Annotated in this window: 20 protein-coding genes; 11 read left to right on the forward strand and 9 right to left on the reverse strand. The window is 55.1% G+C overall.

Features of this window, described 5'->3' with window-relative positions; all coding sequences use genetic code 11:
* Positions 1 to 4 precede the first annotated feature (4 nt).
* The 3 genes from odhB (at position 5) to ABID47_RS30825 (ending at position 3,042) form a co-directional block, all read left to right on the forward strand.
* Complete coding sequence (gene odhB / locus ABID47_RS30815; protein ID WP_354502692.1) at positions 5 to 1,276, forward strand: 2-oxoglutarate dehydrogenase complex dihydrolipoyllysine-residue succinyltransferase; 1,272 nt, start codon at positions 5 to 7, stop codon at positions 1,274 to 1,276.
* A gap of 120 nt (positions 1,277 to 1,396) precedes the next feature.
* Positions 1,397 to 1,612, forward strand: a complete 216-nt coding sequence (locus ABID47_RS30820) for a hypothetical protein (RefSeq protein WP_354502693.1) — start codon at positions 1,397 to 1,399, stop codon at positions 1,610 to 1,612.
* Positions 1,612 to 3,042, forward strand: coding sequence for a S8 family serine peptidase (locus ABID47_RS30825; RefSeq protein WP_354502695.1), 1,431 nt, complete (start codon positions 1,612 to 1,614; stop codon positions 3,040 to 3,042). The genes ABID47_RS30820 and ABID47_RS30825 overlap by 1 nt, the downstream gene beginning before the upstream one ends.
* Positions 3,043 to 3,169: 127 nt before the next feature.
* Here ABID47_RS30825 and ABID47_RS30830 read toward each other — a convergent pair whose 3' ends face one another.
* Positions 3,170 to 3,331 carry a hypothetical protein gene (locus ABID47_RS30830; protein WP_163878816.1) on the reverse strand — a complete coding sequence of 54 codons (162 nt, stop codon included), beginning with the start codon at positions 3,329 to 3,331 and terminating at the stop codon, positions 3,170 to 3,172.
* A 137-nt stretch (positions 3,332 to 3,468) separates the two neighbouring features.
* On the opposite strand from ABID47_RS30830, the gene ABID47_RS30835 reads away from it, so the two are divergent.
* Positions 3,469 to 4,089 carry an NUDIX hydrolase gene (locus ABID47_RS30835; RefSeq protein ID WP_354502697.1) on the forward strand — a complete coding sequence of 207 codons (621 nt, stop codon included), beginning with the start codon at positions 3,469 to 3,471 and terminating at the stop codon, positions 4,087 to 4,089.
* Positions 4,090 to 4,119: 30 nt separating this feature from the next.
* Positions 4,120 to 5,049 (forward strand): AEC family transporter, encoded by a 930-nt coding sequence (locus ABID47_RS30840; RefSeq protein ID WP_354502699.1) that lies wholly within the window; start codon positions 4,120 to 4,122, stop codon positions 5,047 to 5,049.
* Positions 5,050 to 5,078: 29 nt separating this feature from the next.
* Here ABID47_RS30840 and ABID47_RS30845 read toward each other — a convergent pair whose 3' ends face one another.
* Positions 5,079 to 5,351, reverse strand: a complete 273-nt coding sequence (locus ABID47_RS30845) for a SemiSWEET family sugar transporter (RefSeq protein ID WP_354502701.1) — start codon at positions 5,349 to 5,351, stop codon at positions 5,079 to 5,081.
* 115 nt (positions 5,352 to 5,466) lie between these two features.
* Here ABID47_RS30845 and ABID47_RS30850 point away from each other — a divergent pair, with 115 nt between their 5' ends.
* On the forward strand, positions 5,467 to 5,763 hold the full coding sequence (locus tag ABID47_RS30850; protein WP_116232126.1) for a DUF6509 family protein: 297 nt from the start codon (positions 5,467 to 5,469) through the stop codon (positions 5,761 to 5,763).
* 90 nt (positions 5,764 to 5,853) lie between these two features.
* On the forward strand, positions 5,854 to 6,393 hold the full coding sequence (locus ABID47_RS30855) for a hypothetical protein (protein WP_354502703.1): 540 nt from the start codon (positions 5,854 to 5,856) through the stop codon (positions 6,391 to 6,393).
* Positions 6,394 to 6,565: 172 nt separating this feature from the next.
* Here ABID47_RS30855 and ABID47_RS30860 read toward each other — a convergent pair whose 3' ends face one another.
* Entirely contained in the window at positions 6,566 to 7,117 is a 552-nt protein-coding gene (locus ABID47_RS30860; protein WP_354502705.1) for a hypothetical protein, read from the reverse strand.
* A gap of 319 nt (positions 7,118 to 7,436) precedes the next feature.
* Here ABID47_RS30860 and recQ point away from each other — a divergent pair, with 319 nt between their 5' ends.
* On the forward strand, positions 7,437 to 9,293 hold the full coding sequence (gene recQ, locus ABID47_RS30865; RefSeq protein WP_354502707.1) for a DNA helicase RecQ: 1,857 nt from the start codon (positions 7,437 to 7,439) through the stop codon (positions 9,291 to 9,293).
* A gap of 18 nt (positions 9,294 to 9,311) precedes the next feature.
* A complete protein-coding gene (locus ABID47_RS30870) occupies positions 9,312 to 11,081 on the forward strand; it encodes a B12-binding domain-containing radical SAM protein (protein ID WP_116232130.1) in 1,770 nt (589 codons plus the stop codon).
* Between the two features lie 143 nt (positions 11,082 to 11,224).
* Here ABID47_RS30870 and ABID47_RS30875 read toward each other — a convergent pair whose 3' ends face one another.
* From ABID47_RS30875 to ABID47_RS30890, 4 genes are all read right to left on the reverse strand, one after another.
* Positions 11,225 to 12,148, reverse strand: coding sequence for an alpha/beta hydrolase (locus tag ABID47_RS30875; RefSeq protein WP_354502709.1), 924 nt, complete (start codon positions 12,146 to 12,148; stop codon positions 11,225 to 11,227).
* A 69-nt stretch (positions 12,149 to 12,217) separates the two neighbouring features.
* The gene (locus ABID47_RS30880; protein WP_354502711.1) at positions 12,218 to 13,186 is read right to left on the reverse strand and encodes a type I phosphomannose isomerase catalytic subunit; all 969 of its coding nucleotides are present in this window, start codon (positions 13,184 to 13,186) and stop codon (positions 12,218 to 12,220) included.
* 226 nt (positions 13,187 to 13,412) lie between these two features.
* Positions 13,413 to 13,994, reverse strand: a complete 582-nt coding sequence (locus tag ABID47_RS30885) for a tRNA (mnm(5)s(2)U34)-methyltransferase (protein ID WP_212970812.1) — start codon at positions 13,992 to 13,994, stop codon at positions 13,413 to 13,415.
* Position 13,995: 1 nt separating this feature from the next.
* Entirely contained in the window at positions 13,996 to 14,949 is a 954-nt protein-coding gene (locus tag ABID47_RS30890) for a TIGR01212 family radical SAM protein (RefSeq protein WP_163878793.1), read from the reverse strand.
* 380 nt (positions 14,950 to 15,329) lie between these two features.
* Between ABID47_RS30890 and ABID47_RS30895 the strand changes: the two genes are divergently transcribed.
* Both ABID47_RS30895 and trmB read left to right on the forward strand, forming a co-directional pair.
* Positions 15,330 to 15,527, forward strand: coding sequence for a hypothetical protein (locus ABID47_RS30895; protein WP_076173251.1), 198 nt, complete (start codon positions 15,330 to 15,332; stop codon positions 15,525 to 15,527).
* 198 nt (positions 15,528 to 15,725) lie between these two features.
* Entirely contained in the window at positions 15,726 to 16,487 is a 762-nt protein-coding gene (trmB, locus tag ABID47_RS30900; protein WP_354502714.1) for a tRNA (guanosine(46)-N7)-methyltransferase TrmB, read from the forward strand.
* A 22-nt stretch (positions 16,488 to 16,509) separates the two neighbouring features.
* On the opposite strand, the gene ABID47_RS30905 is transcribed toward trmB, so the two are convergent.
* On the reverse strand, positions 16,510 to 17,643 hold the full coding sequence (locus ABID47_RS30905; protein WP_116232134.1) for an MGDG synthase family glycosyltransferase: 1,134 nt from the start codon (positions 17,641 to 17,643) through the stop codon (positions 16,510 to 16,512).
* 51 nt (positions 17,644 to 17,694) lie between these two features.
* Positions 17,695 to 18,222: a phosphatase PAP2 family protein gene (locus ABID47_RS30910; RefSeq protein WP_076173248.1), complete on the reverse strand. Its 528-nt coding sequence runs from the start codon at positions 18,220 to 18,222 to the stop codon at positions 17,695 to 17,697.
* Positions 18,223 to 18,358 lie beyond the last annotated feature (136 nt).

The following is an 18,358-nucleotide window of genomic DNA, read 5'->3' on the forward strand; positions in this document are numbered from 1 at the left end:
GGCAGTGAGCGATATTACAGTACCGGCAATGGGAGAATCCATCACAGAAGGAACGATTTTTAAATGGCATGTGGAGGAAGGCCAGGCAGTCAGCCAGGGCGACGTCCTCCTCGAACTTGAAACGGATAAGGTCAATTTGGAAATCAGTGCCGAAGAAGACGGCGTGGTGGAGAAGATTCTGAGAAAAGACGGGGATACGGTTCAAATCGGTGAAGTGATCGGACGTATGGGCACCGGCGGCGACGCCAAACCGGCATCCGCACCGGCAGCGAAGGAAGAGGCGCCGAAGGCTCAGCAGCCTTCTGCACCGGCTGCGGCACCAGCCCAACCGGCAGCGCCGGCAGCAGCCGAGCCTGCACGTTCCGGCGAAGGCGAAGGTTACCTCGCCGCGTCGCCGGCGGCACGCAAGATGGCCCGCGAACAGGGCATCGACCTGGATCAGGTATCGAGCCGGGATCCGAAAGGCCGCATTTATCCGGACAACGTGAAGAACCATGCAGAAGCTCCGGCAGCGCCACAGGCTGCTGCACCGGCGCCGCAGGCAGCCGCTCCAGCAGCAGTATCCCAGCCGGGCAAACCGGCGGAACGTACACGCATGTCCCGCCGCCGCGCGACGATCGCCAAACGCCTGGTGGAAGCGCAAAGAACGGCCGCCATGCTGACGACCTTCAACGAGGTGGACATGACGGCGATCATGGACATCCGCAAGCGCCGCAAAGATGCTTTCAAAGAGAAGCATGAGATCGGCCTCGGCTTCATGTCCTTCTTCACCAAAGCGGTGGTGGGTGCGCTGAAGAAGTTCCCTCACCTGAATGCGGAGATCGACGGGGAAGACATTATCGTGAAGAAATACTACGATATCGGTATCGCCGTATCGGCCAAAGAAGGCCTCGTCGTGCCTGTCGTCCGTGATGCCGACCGCCTCAGCTTTGCCGACATCGAAAGAGAGATCGCCACGCTGGCCGGCAAGGCGCGCAGCAATACGCTGGCGCTGTCCGAGCTCCAAGGCGGAACGTTCACGATCACGAACGGCGGAACTTTCGGTTCCCTGCTGTCCACGCCGATCCTGAACGCACCACAGGTTGGTATCCTGGGCATGCACAACATCCAGCTTCGCCCTGTGGCCATCGACGCCGAGCGGATGGAGAACCGTCCAATGATGTATATCGCCCTGTCCTATGACCACCGGATCGTCGACGGCGCTGATGCCGTACGCTTCCTGGTGACGATCAAAGAGATGCTGGAAGATCCGGAATCTCTGCTGCTCGAAGGTTAATATCATATTTTACCTGAACGTATACAACGAAACGGACTGCCTGCAGGCAGTCCGTTTTTTCGTGCGTTTGAGGAGAGGCAGCAGGAAGCATTTCATACCAAAATGAGGGAGGAAATTAGCATGTGGCCATCGATTCGATCATTTCTGGCTATTCCAGACCATTTAACGGGGAAGAACGTCAATATCGCCGTCATTGACGGCATTTTCCCGCACCATCCTGACATTGCATCAAACAAACGGAGGGACACATATCTGGTCCGCACATCAGACTTCCAGGCAGTGCCTGAACTTCTAGCTGCTGACCAAGGGCCTTGGGATGAGGGCATCACGGATTAATGAGCGCAGCCGCAGCTGCCGGATCCGGTGAGCTTTCGGAAGGAAAGTACGCTGGGGCAGCACCTGAAGCCCATTTATTTTTGCTCGAAGCAGGACCGCTACACACTCCCAAGGATCTTGAAGAGAAAATTGGAGGGGCACTCCTCTGGCTAAAAGCGAACTGGCGCCAATACCGCATTCGCGGGGCTGTTTTGACCGTGAGCGCTTCCAGAGACACCGGGCTGCTGCCTTGGCAGGCTGATCCCGTTCGCAGATTATGCGAGGAGCTGGCCGGCGAAGGGCTGCTGTTGGTCTCGGCATGCGGGAATACCCGTGAGCTGATTAGCAACGCACCCGCAGCTGCCCCGTCGGTTTTGTCGGTAGGCGGTGTGATCATTCCGATAGATGGGAAGGCGGAGCATGCGCTCCCGTATCCCAATAGCAGAGGCGTGACGTTTGAAAATAAGTGGACTCCGGAAATTTTGGCCCCTGCCGCTAATATCGTGCTGCCCACTCCGTTCCAGTCCAGAGAGGAATTTCTGAATCATTTCACTGCCTCATCCGATTCTTTGCCTTGGGGCTATGCCAGGACAGAAGGAACCTCCTTTGCGGCCCCGATGATCTTGGGAGCTGCCGCTTGCATCTGGGAGGCTAGACCAAACTGGTCTTCCCGGCAGGTGAAGTCTGCTCTACTGGCGACCAGCCGAGCCTCGCTCCCGATATGGAACGAACTCCAGGCAGGCGTTGTTGATGTCTATGCAGCTGTGAACTTTGATCATGGAATCGAGCAAATACAGGGGGAGGGGGCTTACGCTTGTTGGCAACGGTGGAAAAGAAAAGGATTGGCCGACAGGCTGCAAGCGTTGCAGAGTGGTGACACCGATATAGTGATGAAGTCGCTGCTCTCCTTTTACTCCGATGCCGCCCTAATCGAACTGAAACAACCACTGTATACATGGCTTCAGCATCCCGATGAAAAAGTTCGCTGCGTATCCGCCCTGCTGCTGTCGGAACATCCGGAGTGGTATACGACCGAATTGGTACGGGAGGTGCTGCGGGACCCAAGTCCCCATGTTCGCATGGCTGGGGTGTATGCGATCCAGAGGCACCCAGAATGGTGGGATGAAATCACAGAGGAACTCGTTCCTTTGCTTGGGGACCCGAGCTTAGATATTCGGTATTGGGCTGTCCGTCTCGCAGCAAACATCAACGATCCACTGTTTGTCCGGCCCTTGATCGCGGGATTAGCTGAGGAAGCGAATCATCAACGGGCTTCCACCTTTGGCGAGCGCTGCAGTGCACTAGAACAGATTACAGGGGCACAATTTCCACCCATACCGGAGTGGAGGGAAGGACAAGGCACCTATTCCGAGCGAAGCACTGAGGCACGCCTGTCCATGACCCGCCGGTGGGAAAATTGGCTGAAGTCGCAGGGTGACCAACACAAATAAAGCAGAAGCACCCTCCGGGCACCCCTGCTGTAATATCAAATACGCTCAAGGTATACTTTTGGAAAATATGTTCAGATTCCCCCGAAGGCATGGTACTATCAAAATACGCGCCCCGCGGTCTTCTATGTTAACAGGACAATGGATGGATCGATGTATTGTTGAGGCGTTCGAGCTTGCGGATAATTTCCTTCTGCCACCGGGTGTCTTGCAACTGCTTCGCCAGGTTTAAAAGGTCAAGATAATCGTCAACCCGCAAGGAAGCGTATTTTTGATCAGGGGCTTTCACCATGGTCGTCGACTCCTTATGATATGTTAATGAATGATAAACTCGAGATCATTGTATCACACATTCATTCTCAATGATAATCTTTCTCACTAATTTTTATGAAAAAATGTTGAATTCGATTCAGAGGAGGAGACCTGCCGATGAACAAACCGTTGAAATGGCTGGAGTGGGCCAAACAGATTCAAGCCGTGGCCCAGACAGGATTGGCATACTCGCGGGACGTATATGACCTGGAACGCTTTGAACAGCTTCGGGCACTGAGCGTAGAGATTATGCGGGAGTACACCAATGTTGAGACCGAACTGTTGACGGCACTTTTTGCCGGGGAAGACGGATACGCCACACCGAAGGTGGATGTGCGGGGGGTGATTTTTCAGGAAAATCAAATTTTGCTTGTCCGCGAAAAGGCCGAAGGGGAATGGTCGCTGCCAGGCGGTTGGGCAGATATCGGGCTGTCGCCTTCCGAAATTGCCGTGAAGGAAGTACGGGAGGAGTCCGGATTTGTGGTTAAACCGACCCGGCTCCTGGCCGTGCTCGACAACCTGAAGCATAATCCGCCGGGCCCGTATCATGTGTATAAAATATTCATCGCCTGCGAAATCACCGGCGGCGAAGCGACTGAGGGGGTAGAGACGAGCGGCGTTCAGTTTTTTGCAGAGGACGACCTTCCCGCCCTGTCGCAAATACGTAATACGGATGAGCAGATCAGGCTGATGTTTGAATTGATGCGGCATCCGGAGAAGGCCCCCGTCTGGGATTAAACATAGCACAAAGACAGGAAAGGATTACATATGCTGCAGACGTTTGTGACTACAGTGTACCAGGTGTTTCTCCCGATATCGCTGCCGGTAATCGGAGGGGCGCTGATCAAGTATTTTAAGCCGATCGATACTAAGCCGATCTCCACGCTGTCCCTGTACCTGCTGAGTCCGGCTCTTATTTTCGAAACGCTGATCGGGGCCGACATCAGCTACGGTGAGATTACGGATACGGTTCTGTTCACGGTCCTTAATATGCTGCTGCTGTGGGGAATTGCCGTAGGGATTGGAAAAGCGTGGTCGCTCCCGGCCGCCGAACGGTCAGGCCTCACGCTGACGGCGCTGTTTACGAACTGCGTCAATTATGGTCTGCCGCTGGTGCTGCTGGCCTTTGGGCAAGCGGGGCTGGATAAGGCATCAGTGTACGTTATTCTACAGATCATCATCGTCAATACGCTGGGCGTGTATTTTGCCGCACGTTCGCAGTTTTCCGTAAAGCAGGCGGCGCTGTCGATCTTCAAATTGCCGTCGATCTACGCGGCTGTGCTTGCCGTGATTTGCCGGACAGCGCATGTGGAGCTGCCGCAGGAGCTGAATCAAGGAATATCGATGATTTCGGGCGCGTATTCCTCGGTGGCTCTGTTTATTTTGGGGGCGCAGATGGTCAGTGTCAGGAGCGGGAAGTCAGCTTATACGGCAGCGATGAACAAAGCTTTCTACGCCGGTTTGGCGATGCGCCTGGTGATCTCGCCGGTGGCGTCCGCGCTGCTCCTGTACCTGCTCGGCATTCAGGGCGTATTGTTCAACGTTATGCTGGTGCTCAGTTCCATGCCGGCCGCAGTGAACGCGGTCATATTGGCCGAGCAGTTTGATGCGGCCCCCAAAGTTGTGACCCGGTGCATATTATGGACGACGCTCGCTTCCTTTGTGCTGCTGCCGCTGATGATCGGATGGCTGGGTTGATGGGGCAGAAAGTATGCGTCAGTATTGCGCTACGGCCGCTTGCGGTATTTTAAAATGCAGCCGATCATAATCAGCATCAGTACCAGCGACAGCGTATTGGTGATCAGAAACGGAATGCCTACACCGCCCTGTGCGATATGAATGGCATAGACCTCCATCAGGCCGATGCCGGCTACGAGCGAACCAAACGTTTTCAGACTCAGATCCGCGACCGATTTGGTCCGGATGACCTGAACAATTTGCGGAATCCAGCCGAACGCCAAAATAAATCCGCCGATGAGCTGCATGACTGCATAAATCATGGCTAACGCCTCCCTTTATGAGGCTATTATATGCCTGGCGGGCTCGTGTCCGTGAATGGACCGGGACAGGTCTGGTACAATAAAGAATAGGATGGATGAATGAAAGGATGACAACATGCTGACGATAACGGAATACGAAGCGGAGAAGATCAAGGACCCGTTCCGCATTTTGCAGGGAACCCGCTATGAATTCAAGCTCGACATCGAGGTGCCTGATGACGATGAGCTTTATACGGAGAATGGACTATATGTCCGGGTCATTTACAAGGTCGACGAAGACCAATCCGCGATCGTGAAATACGAAATTTATGAAAAAACGACGGGGCAGTACCTCGATTTTGACCTGGAGGAGGACGAAGTGGAGCTGCTCGAAAACTTCTGCCGGGACCACCTGGACGAGGTCGACGAATAGCTCTTCGAACCTCCGCAAACTGGAGTGGAGTGATCACGTCATCCGCTGCCGGGTACATTACATATAGGATGAATCTGGGGAGTGATGAGGATGAAGCATACGGTACAGACGGTTCCCTACGGGTACGAGCCTCCGGTGCAGAAGCGTAAGGGTACGCTCATTTATTACGATACGTTTGAAGAGACCGATGAAGAAGGTCTGAATGAAGCGGAGTCGCTGGCCGGCGTGCTGTCCTTTTCCAAGCTGGTGCTGTATCCGCTGCATGAGGAGACGGTGCGGAGAATGACCAAGGAACCGGTTAGCCCGTATTACAAACGGGAGAAACGGCTGGAAGCCTGGAGGTCTGAAGGACACGGGAAAACGGTCATCGAGAACTGGGAGGGACGCCGGAAAAAATATACGCCAGTGGAAGCCGCCCTTCGCCATCTGACGGAAAAATATCCCGGGCCGCATTTTCTGCTGTTGACGCCGGATATGGCGAATCGGTTTGCGGGCTACAGCACCTTCGGAGAATGGATCGTCAAGCTGAGGCTGCTGCTGACGGAGGAGCCGAAGGCTGTGCATCCAAAGCTTGAGCAGTACAGCCACCGCTGGGATACCGCTCAAGGAGCAGTCTCGAAGCAGCGCTGACCTGATTAGCCGCGCCGGATCCATCCGATGTTTAACGAACTTTTCACGAGGCGTAGCTCCACAAAAGCTGAATATCGCCGCTAAGCGGCAGTCCGCCGGTGCATATGGACCCATCGATCATGGGAGGCGCCTGGCGGGCTGCCGACTTTTTTCGGCCATGAACAAGCGTCCCTTAGTCATAACCGCCTTCAGCTGCCGGCAAGGCCTGATAGGCTTCTTTGGCGTTTACGATGGATTGAATGAAATTTCTTAATTCCAACAACGCGATTGCATCGTCGGACAGTTCGCAATTCCGGTCTGTCCACGAGAACGACTCCGTTTTACCATCGACGGTTACCGTCCACTCATCTTCATTGCTTGGCGACATGGAGCAGTTTTGGCTTTTCGTGAATTTCTTTGGTGCCATGATGTGGATTTCTCTCATTTTGCCGTAGATCTCCCGCATTTCATTGGGGGTAAACTTGAGATGAGCTGTTGCCGTTCCTTTCGTAATTAAATCTTTCGTTACGGTCCCTTGAAAGGTGTTTATCTCATTTTTAGTGACATCGCCATAACCAAAACGGACAACGAAATTAAAATCATCCGGCATGTCTGCAGGCATACCAGCCTCCTGATTTGCCATCTCTGCTGACGGTGCAGCGCTACCTTTATCCAAATCAGAATCCTGAGAGCACCCGGCCAGGAACATCATAGCGATAAGCAGAGATAACCATCCTCTTTTCATTGCACTCCCTCCCCATGTATCTTTTATGACGAGAACCGGTCGGCAAGAGTTGCATCCCATTCTCCGCTTAAGCTGCAACCACTGCTGGCACATTCTGTTTTACCAACAAGAAATGCACTCCCAGCACGGGCAGAATCCCTTTACCACGGTTGCTCATTCCCGGAAACCCCGGTAAACTTATAATTGGACTGAATCAAGTCATTTTCGAAAGTCATCATGTATCTATTCCCTAAAGTCAAAGGTTAAGTTTAAAAATGTGGCGCAGCCTTGGAAGCTGCATGGGCCGCCGCTGAATTTGCATCGTTAGGAGTTCTTATTTATGAGTGTGGAGACCCCTTCTTTGGAACGGGCACAGGAAATGCTGCAAAAATATTACGGCTATCCCGACTTTCGGGAGGGCCAGAAACATATCGTATCCAGCCTCCTGAAGCATCAGGATACGCTGGGCATTATGCCGACGGGCGGGGGCAAGTCGATCTGTTACCAGATTCCGGCGCTGATGCTGCCGGGCCTGACCTTGGTCGTATCGCCGCTGATCTCCCTGATGAAGGATCAGGTCGATGCGCTGACGGCGATGGGCATCGCCGCCGCATACATCAACAGCACGCTGAGCGGCAAGGAAGTGAACGAGCGGATCCGCGCGGCCAAGCGGGGGGAGCTGAAGCTCCTGTACGTGGCGCCGGAGCGGCTTGAGCTCGACTGGTTCCGCGACGAAATGGCCCAGCTGGAAATTTCCTGCGTGGCCGTCGACGAGGCCCACTGCGTGTCGCAGTGGGGGCATGACTTCCGGACGAGCTACCTGTCGGTAGCTCCGTTCGTGGAAGGGCTGCCTGAGCGGCCTATCCTGGCAGCGTTCACCGCGACGGCTACCCCGGAAGTGACCGAAGACATGGTCCGCCTGCTGAGGCTTCAGGAGCCGGAAGTGTTCGTCACCGGGCTGGGCCGGGACAATCTGGCCATGTCGGTGCTGCGCGGGGAGAACAAGCGCGATTTTGTCATGAGCTACGCCGAGGCGCATAACAGCCAGCCGGGAATTATTTACGCGGCGACGCGCAAGGACGTGGACGATTTGTACCAGCGTCTGAGCAGCGTGGGCTTGGCCGCAGGCCGCTACCATGCGGGGATGAGCGATGAAGAGCGCGCCGCCAGCCAGGAGGCTTTTCTGTACGACGACATCCAGGTGATGGTTGCCACCAACGCGTTCGGAATGGGCATCGACAAGTCCAACGTCCGGTACGTCATTCACTACAACATGCCGAAAAACATGGAGGCTTACGTCCAGGAGGCCGGCCGTGCCGGCCGGGACGGCGAGCCGAGCCAATGTATTCTGCTGTTCAGCCCGCAGGATATTATGACGCAGAAGTTTCTGATCGAGCAGAACCCGCAGGAAACGGACCGCAAATCAAACGAATATCGCAAGCTTCAGCAAATGGTCGATTACTGTTATACGACCCGCTGCCTGCGCAGCGCGATGCTGGACTATTTCGGCGAATCTCACGATGACAAGCCCTGCGGGATTTGCAGCTCCTGTACGGATGATCGCGAGCTGGTCGATATGACGGTCGATGCGCAGAAAATTTTCTCCTGCGTCCACCGGATGCGCGAACGCTTTGGCGTATCACTGGTGGCGGCGGTGCTGAAGGGCTCGAAGAATAAAAAGGTGCTGCAGTACGGCTTTGACAGCCTGTCCACTTACGGGACGATGGCGAACCGGACGGAGAAGGAAATTTCCGAGATCATTAACGTGCTCGCCTCGGAAGGGTACCTGGCGCTTTCGGAAGGCCAGTACCCCGTGCTGCGGTTGCAGCCGCTGGCGGCCGAAGTGCTGAAGGGCCAGCGGCAGGTGCTGCAGCGCACCGCACGCCCGGCAGCGGCACAAACGGGCAGCCGAAGCTCCCGCAGCCGCGATGTCTCGCCGTCGGCGGTCAACGAGACCGTGTTCGAGCAGCTGCGCCTGATCCGGCGCGAGCTCGCGGGCAAGGAGCATGTGCCGTCGTATATTATTTTCAACGATGCGACGCTGCGCGAGATGAGCGTGGTATGCCCGCAGACCGAAGATGAAATGCTGAATATTAAAGGCGTCGGCGAGGTGAAGTTCCGGAAGTACGGCAGACCGTTTCTTGATTTTTTCCAAAATCAGAGCGATGACGCCTACGCTGGCGGATATGATGAATAAGAAGAAGGTCGTGAACCGATGAAAGTCCTGTTATCCACCCTGAATGCCAAATACATCCATACCTGCCTGGCCATCCGCCTGCTCAAGGCATACAGCCAGCATGAATTTGATATCGAGCTGGCCGAGTATACGATCAAAGACCCGGTCATGAACATCGTGTCCGACCTGTTTCAACGGAAACCCGACGTCATCGGGTTCTCCTGCTATATTTGGAATATCGAAGAGACGCTGAAAGTGATCGAGATCGTGAAGAAGGTCATGCCGGAAGTCACGATCGTGCTCGGCGGACCGGAAGTTTCCTATGACACCCAGTATTGGATGGAGCGGATGCCGGCGGTCGATTTCATCGTCATGGGCGACGGTGAAGAGACCTTCCACCATTTGCTGCAGGTGATCGAAGGAGACCGCAAGTTCCATTTTGTCTATGGCGTTGCTTACCGGAAGGGCGACGAAGTGATCATCAACCCGCCGCGGCCGAAGAGCGACCTCAATACGCTGCCCACGCCGCACCGTTTTCCCGAAGATATCCCGAATTTGGGGAAGCGAATCGTCTACTTCGAGACGAGCCGCGGCTGTCCGTTCCAGTGCCAGTTCTGCCTTTCCAGCATCGAGAACGGCGTCCGGTATTACGACATCGAGCGGGTGAAGTCCGATATTACGTATTTGATCGACCACGGCGCGAAGATCATCAAGTTTCTGGACCGCACGTTTAACATTAACCATCAGTATGCGCTGGAGATGTTTGATTTTCTCATTAAAAATAACCGCGGCTGCGTGTTCCAGTTCGAAATTACGGCAGACATCATGCGTCCCGAAGTGCTGCAATATCTTGCCGACAACGCGCCCCCGGGGATTTTCCGGTTCGAAATCGGCGTACAGTCGACGAACGATCCGACCAACGTCATCGTCAAGCGGCGGCAAAATTTCGAGAAGCTGTCCCGGACCGTCAGCATTATTAAAAACAGCGGCAAAATCGACCAGCATTTGGATCTGATCGCCGGTCTGCCGGAAGAGGATTATGAAACGTTTCGCAAAACGTTTAACGACGTGTTTGCCCTGGGACCGGAAGAACTGCAGCTCGGTTTTCTGAAAATGCTGCGGGGCACCGGCCTGCGCCGCGATGCCGGCAAGTACGATTACACGTACATGGATCAGGCGCCTTACGAAATTCTTGGCAGCCATAAGCTGCCATTTGCCGACATCGTCCGGCTTAAGCGGCTGGAGGATGTGCTTGAGAAATACTGGAATGCGCACCGGATGGATCATACGCTGAACTATCTCATGACCCATGAATTTCCGTCACCGTTCGACTTCTTCCAGGAATTCGGCGACTATTGGGAAGGGCAGGGCTGGCAGAAGATCGGCCATCAGCTCGAGGACCTGTTCACGCGTCTGGCCGCCTTCCTGAAGCAGCGGGAGACGAAGCGCATGGATGTGATTCTGGGGCTGATGAAGCTGGATTACTTCCTCAACCATAAGTACAAGCCGCGTAAAATTTGGTGGGAGCAGCCGCTCGCCAAGGACGATTGGAGCAGCCTGATGCGAAAGGTTACGGAGCATCCGGAGCTCGTCTCGGGGAACTTCGCTTCCCTGGGCTTGTCCGAACGGGAGCTTCAAAAGCATGCCGTGCTTGAAGTGCTGCCGTTTGCGCTGGATGACTTGCTGGCCGGCAGAGACGACGGAGCGGAGGCTTCCGGGGGGACGGTGCTGATCGTACTGTACCAGCAGAACGAGAGCGAGCTGCCTGTGTTCTATACGATGAAGCTGCAGCCGGCGGAGTTGCTGTAATTGAACGCGTTAAGATCGGCAAATTATGAGCGTCGATAATATGCACAGAAAAGCCGCTGCACGGGGTTATGACCACCGTGCAGCGGCTTTTGTTCATTCAGGCCTTGAACCTGCGGGTATTTCTTCGAAGTAGGGGAAGGGCACTACACATGCCGCTCCAGCCAATCGAGCAGCTCGGTCATGACCTCGTCCCGGTTCATCTCGTTCAGCATTTCATGGCGTCCGTTCGGGTACAGCCTGCATTCCACGTCCTTGATGCCGATGCTGCGATATATGTCCTCCAGCCGCCGGACGCCCTTGCCTTGTTCCCCGACCGGATCGAGTTCCCCGCTGAAGAGGTACACCGGCTTATCACGGGGAATGCCGTCATAGCTGCCGGGATTTTGAATATCCTGCAGCAGGCTGAAGAAGTCGTAGAAGAATGAGGTCGTGCAAATGGCTCCGCAGTACGGATCTTCAATGTATTTATCGACTTCCTTCGGATCCCGGGAGAGCCAGTCAAACCGCGTCCGGGTCGGGGCAAAGCTGCGGTTGTAGCTGCCGAAGACCATTGCGTTCAGCAGGACGCTGCGGTGCGACTCTCCCTGGAGTGCACCCTGCAGCCTGGCGACCGCTTTGCCGGCGTTCAGCATGCTCCGCGGGCCGTTCGTGCCGGACAGAATAAAGCCGGTATACGGTCCGCCGTCCGTCTCCATCACCCGCTGCACGAGGAACGACCCCATGCTGTGTCCCATCAGAAAATGGGGAATATCCGGGTGCCGGTCACGAACGATACCGCCGAGCTGCTGAATATCCTGGAGCATATGCTGGAAGCCGTCCTTGCCGGTATGGCCGAGCCGCTCCACACTGCCGGCGGTCAAGCCGTGCCCGCGCTGGTCGTGGGCATATACGGCATAGCGGAACCGCGTCAGCAGCGCGGCGAGCCGCTTGTAGCGTTCGGCCGTTTCGCACATGCCGTGGGTGATCTGCAGGACGGCCTTCACTCCAGCCGGCTCGTCGGGAAGCCAGGCATAGACATGGATCTGCGTGCCCAGCGGATCCGTCATCGTAAACGTTTGTTCCCGCAATGGAGGTCACTCCTTCATTCTTTCGTGAATGACAGATGAATCAGAAGAAATGCCCCGTGCCTTATAGGCTTAAGGCAGGTAGGAACGAAGAACGGTAGCATTTCCTTTTAGCTCATATTGACCGAGATTAGCCGGTAGCAGGAAGCACTGGCCGGCTTTGTAGTCCTGCGAGCCGCCGTCCCAGGCGATGGAGCCGCTGCCGTCGCATACGACCAAGATGGTGAAGCTGTCCGGCGTCGTGGAGAGGCTCCAGGCTCCGTCCACGATTCCCTTTTCCACGATGAAATAAGGGGACTTCGCCAGCTGCAGCCATTCGCCCGCAGCGCTGCCGGCGGTCTTCATCGTTGTGGCGCCGGATCCTTCGTAGGCGATGACGTTCAGCGAATCTTCAATGTGCAGCTCGCGCGGCTTGCCGTCCAATCCCGGACGGTTGTAGTCGTAGAGGCGATATGTCGTATCGGAGTTCTGCTGGATTTCAGCCACGACTACACCGGCGCACAGCGCATGCACCGTGCCGGCAGGGATATAGAACGTGTCTCCGGCTTCGACGGAAACTTCCTGCAGGCTGTCCATGACGGTTCCGTTCTCGAGCGCTTCTTTCATCGCCTCGCGTGTGACGCCTTCCTTAAGGCCGTAGATGATTTTGGCGTCCGGCTTGGCGTCCAGCACGTACCACATTTCCGTCTTGCCGAGCTCGCCTTTCGGCAGCCCCTCATAGTCGTCAGTCGGATGCACTTGGACCGACAGGTCGTCATTGCAGTCCAGCAGCTTGATCAGGAGCGGGAAGCGGCCGTTTTTCTCGGAAAAGCCCTTGGCGCCGAACCATTCCTTGCCGAATTGTTCGCGGACCTGGTCCAGGCCTTGGCCTTTCAGCTCCCCGTTAATCACGGAAGTCGTGCCGTTCGGATGATCGGCGATCATCCAGCCTTCGCCGATATGTCCCTCTGGAATCTGCAGCCTGAACTGCTCGAGCGCCCGGCCTCCCCATACGCGTTCTTTAAACTCCGGCTGAAATAATAATGGATAAGGTTGTGTCATGTCTTCATCGTTCCTTTCTTGGGTTCGTGTGATCGCTTGGGATAAACCGCTACTATGTAAAACAATACCTTGGGCCGGGCCGATCCCCTTTGGACCGGAATCCATCCGGATGAAGAGGGCGCCGGGCCCCGGGCACAAACGGTTTCAAAGTGTTCAAAGTGTTCAGCATGTCGCGACGCCTGGTGGGCGGAAGCTCGCGGCATGAGCCGCATAAGCGGCCAGCGCGCTATTTTTTCTCCAGCGCAATGACATAAGGGGCATCCGCGCGCTGCAGCTGCCTGTATATGACGGCTTGGGCCGACGACTGGGGCAGGGCGGTGGCCCAAGCGGTTACCGCCTGGGCCTCCAGATCGCCGCCGGCATGACCCGGATACAGCACGGCCGTCATAATGCCCCGCCGTCTCAGCAGGGACAAGCCGGCTTCCAGCGCTTCAATCGTGCTGTCCGGCGTGGTGATGACGGCTTTGTCCGCCTCCTCGGCAGGCAGGTAGCCGAGGTTGAACATCACCGCTCCGACCCGGCCGTGCACGCCCTCCGGCAGCGCTTCCCGCATCGCGGCATGGCTCTGCAGGTACAGCGTCACCGGAGCGATCTGCTCCGGTGCTTCCTGCGCCAGCCGTTGCCGGGTCAGGGTCAGCGCCTGCTCCTGCACGTCAAAGCCGTAGACGTGCCCCTTGGGTCCGGCCGCCTTGGCCAGAAAGAGCGTATCAGCCCCTGTACCGATCGTGGCATCCACGGCAATATCTCCGGGACTCAGTCGCTCAGCGATTTGTTTGTGGGCAAAGCTAAGAACGGAAAGAAATCCCATGCTATGCCTTCCTCCAATACTTACCCTGCCAGCTGTCCCGTGCCTCGAGTTCGGCGTCGATACCGTTCAGCACTTCCCATTTCTCCTGAGACCACATTGGGCCGATCAGCAGCTTCCGCGGGGCGTCGCCCGTCAGGCGATGAACGATCATTTCGGGCGGCAGAAATTCAAGCGTGTCCGCGACCAGCTTAATATATTCATCCTGTTCCAGGAAGCGGAGCAGATCCGCTTCGTACTGCCTGACCATTGGCGTGCCCTTCATCAGGTGAAGCAGATGGATTTTGATGCCCTGAACGTCCATGTTCGCCACGGCGCGCCCGGTCTCCAGCATCATTTCGTGGGTTTCCTGCGGCAGGCCGTAAATGATATGCGCGCATACCCGGATGCCATGCCTCCGCAGCTTCTCCACGGCGTCGATGAAGCACTGGGTGTCATGCGCGCGGTTGATCAGATCGGACGTCTCCTGGTGAATGGTCTGCAGCCCCATTTCGACCCATAGATAGGTCCGCTCGTTCAGCTCCGCCAAATACTCGATCACATCGTCCGGCAGGCAGTCCGGCCGCGTGGCGATGGACAAGCCGACAACACCCGGCTGTTCCAATATGACTTCATAGTACTCGCGCAGCACATCGACGGGCGCGTACGTGTTGGTATAGGCCTGGAAATAACCGATATATCGGGCGTGCGGCCACTTCTCATGCTGTTTGTCCCGGATGCTGTTAAACTGGGTGATCAGGTCGTCGCGCCGGCTGCCGGCAAAGTCGCCCGAGCCCCGGGCGCTGCAGAAGGTGCAGCCGCCCCTTGCGATTGAACCGTCGCGGTTGGGGCAGGTGAATCCGGCATCCAGCATGACCTTGAACACTTTATCGTTAAACTGTTCCCGCATCTCGTAATTCCACGTATGGAATCTTTTATCGCCCCACAGCAGGGGAGAAGAAAGGGTTGGGCTGTTCATGGATGGTACTCCTTTATTGTGCATTGCGGCTTACGCTTGCTCTATTGTAACAAAAATCAGGCCTAAAGGGTATGAGGAGGCCCGTGGGAAACGCTGAGATTTACGGGCTTTTCTCCCCTTGGATTTTGAGCAGTTATTTAATATAGAGCTTCTCCATGAATCGGAGCGAAATACCCGGATATTTCAGGTTCATAGACTGCAAAAAAATGTTTCAAAAACAGCGCCGCTATGCCGCTAATCAGGCGAATATTCCATTGATAAAACTTACATGAAGTGTTATATTTTAATTAGCGTCAGCACCCCGTTTTCGGGGTAAATATTTTATAGAATTCATAAAAGCGTGACGTCATGGCCAACATATTAACCGTGAGGTGATAATGATGAATTCTTCAACTGCTGAGACACAAGGTAAAGGCAAGATTTCTGTAGAGCTGACTCCTGATGAGGCGCTTGCCCTGACAGGCGTAGAGTTTAACGGCAATCCGGAAGTGAAAGCGGCTGCCCGCCGCAAAATTCGCAACGCCTTCGAAAAGACATTTGATTTTCAGCATCAAGATGCGGTAGACTATCAACAATGAAACCGTTGGACCCCAATTCCAAATAGATAATGGAAAAGAATTCCGAATTCCTCGTGTTCGCATGAGAGAGACCGGGATTCTTTTTCTTTTGGGGCGAGTCAAGCTTTCCCTCTTTACATTTCGGCTTAAGTTCGGCACAATATTGCAGTAGCCGCAAGTGCCGCGGCAGGACGGAAGTATAACTAGCGGAGGTATGAGATGCGTTTACGCGGAAGAAAAGGAATCCGGGAAAGTCTGGAAGAACAGCAGGGCTTCGTCGTTCTGGACCCCCGGTCGTATAAAGGAAAATGGTCATCGCTCTTTGGCAACGACCGGCCGATCTACGTGGAGTTTGGCATGGGCAAAGGACAGTTTATCAGTCAGATGAGCTATCGCAACCCGGACATTAATTTTATAGGCATCGATATGTATGATGAACTCATTCGCCGGGCCAGCGAGAAAGCCAAGCTCGCCTGGGCCGAGCGGGAGGTCGAATATCCGCCGAATCTGCGGCTGGCGCTGGCCAATGTCGAATATGCGGAGGAAGTGTTTGCGCCGGGAGAACTCGAGCGGATTTTCCTGAATTTCAGCGATCCTTGGCCGAAGGCCAGACATGCCCGCCGCCGTTTGACACATCCCCGTTTCCTCGACAAATACTGCGGTCTGCTCAACGATAACGGCGAAATTCATCTGAAGACCGACTCGCAGACGCTGTTTGAATTTTCGCTGAATTCCTTTGCGGATTACGGTCTGCAGATGACGAATATCTCGCTGAATCTGCACCGAGAGGGACCGAACGAAGAGCATGTCATGACCGAGTATGAGACTAAATTTGTAGGTCAGGGCATCAACATTCACCGCTGCGAAGTGATTGTGGGCAAGGAAGCGCTGAGCCGGTATCAGAAACAGCGGCTGGACAAATACGGACTGCGGCCGGACAAGCCGGGGCAGCCGGAAGAGGCCTCCAGCGAACGAGCATAGATACGAAATAAGGTGCCTTCCCTCAGGAAGGCACCTTATTTGATTCCAGCATGTCGATGATGCTCTGGGCGCTTTGCATCGGCCGGTAGCGGTCAATGCTCTTCAGCTGCTCTTCGCGGCGCTGCTGGATCGAATCGTATTCGTGGATCAATTTGTTCATCCACTTCGTGATGACCTCCAGAGAGGAAATCGGCTCTCCAAGGCCCTGGGCGGTGAAGTACTGGCAGTTCTCTTCTTCCTGTCCGGGAAGCGGGTGATGGAAGAGCATCGGAATGCCCTTGGCCAAACCTTCCGTACAGGTCATGCCGCCAGGCTTCGTCACGAGCAGATCGGAAACCTCCATCAGCTTATCGACCTCGGGGGTAAACCCGATCAGCCGGATGTTGGGATGGTTGTAGCTCGGATCCTGTTCGAGCTTGCGGAGGACCTTCTCGTTGTTGCCGAGGCAGAACACGATTTGAATCTGGTCCCTCCAGCGGGTCAGGTAATTGTTGATGACTTCGTCATTCATAATGCCCCAGCCGCCGCCCATGACCATCACCGTGGGCATGTTCTTCAGCCCGAACTTCTCCCGAATCTCTTCCTTGACCGGATGCTCCCAGAAGTTCGGATGCACCGGAATACCGGTGACCTCGATTTTGGATGCGGCGACGCCCTGCTCCAGCATCTTCGATTTCACTTCCTGGGTGGAGACCAGGTAGCGGTCTACTTCCGGGCTGATCCAGGTGCCGTGGGCATCGTAATCCGTGATAACCGTGCACAGCGGAATGTTCGAACCGAGCCGTTTCAAGCGGGAAATGACCGCGCTCGGAATCGGATGCGTGCAGACGACGATGTCGGGCCGCAGCTGATTGACGATATTTTTGGTATGTGTATAAAAAATGCGGTGAAGCGCTAATGTCGTAAACCGGTTCAGTGACTTTTTATACTGGTGCCTGTACATCATTCCAACCAGCCTCGGCTGCGAAAGAACGGTCTTCTTGTAGGCGGTAATAATGAGCGGTGCGACCTTGGGATTCAGGAAGCTTCCGAGCTCAAGCACTTTGGTTTGCACACTCGGCGACAGCTTGCGCAGACTGCTTGAGAGTGCGTAAGCCGCTCGAGTATGTCCCGCACCGAAGCCTTCAGATAATAACAATACTCTTTTTTTCATCACTCTCAATTCACCTGTTCCTGCATGTTTTTCCTTATACCCACCATATCGACTTTAGGGCCACAATGCAACTGTTGCTGTAGCTACGGAAGTACCAATTACAGCTCCCGCAAGCACATCGGATGGGTAATGAAGTCCCAAATACATCCGGGAAAATCCGACCACGAGGCTTAAAGCCAAAAAAAGCGCGGTCCACTCAGGATGCCCGATCATCATAGGAACTGCCAAGGAAAATGCTGCCGTCGTATGCCCGGATGGAAACGAATGGTCCACCAGCGGCTTACGAAAGGTGCGGGTTCCCGGCAGGGCGAGATGCGGCCTGACCCGGGGGTACATCTTCTTGGCTGCCGCCACCGGAATGTGGCTGACGGCCAGAGCGACGGCGGCCTGGGCGCCTTGGGTGCTCCATGACGGCGGGGCCAGGCCCCAGCACAGGAGGCAGGCACAGATCGTAAACGTAGCCCCTCCGAGATGCGTTAAATAATACAGCCAAAAATTGAAAAAACGATTATGAAGACGTCCGTTGATCCATTGGAAAAGACGCCGGTCCCATAATTGAAGTTTCTTGAACAAACGTCTCATTCCATCCCTCCGTGTACAGCCAATCTTCTATGAAATAATGGCAGATCATGGACAACTCATGCGATGTTTTTCTAAATTTTATCATATTTCCGAAGGGAGCAGAAACTATAACTTCGTAAGTCCCCTTCTTATAATA

It is taken from the genome of Paenibacillus favisporus (genome assembly GCF_040545415.1).
GTDB lineage: Bacteria > Bacillota > Bacilli > Paenibacillales > Paenibacillaceae > Paenibacillus_AQ > Paenibacillus_AQ favisporus.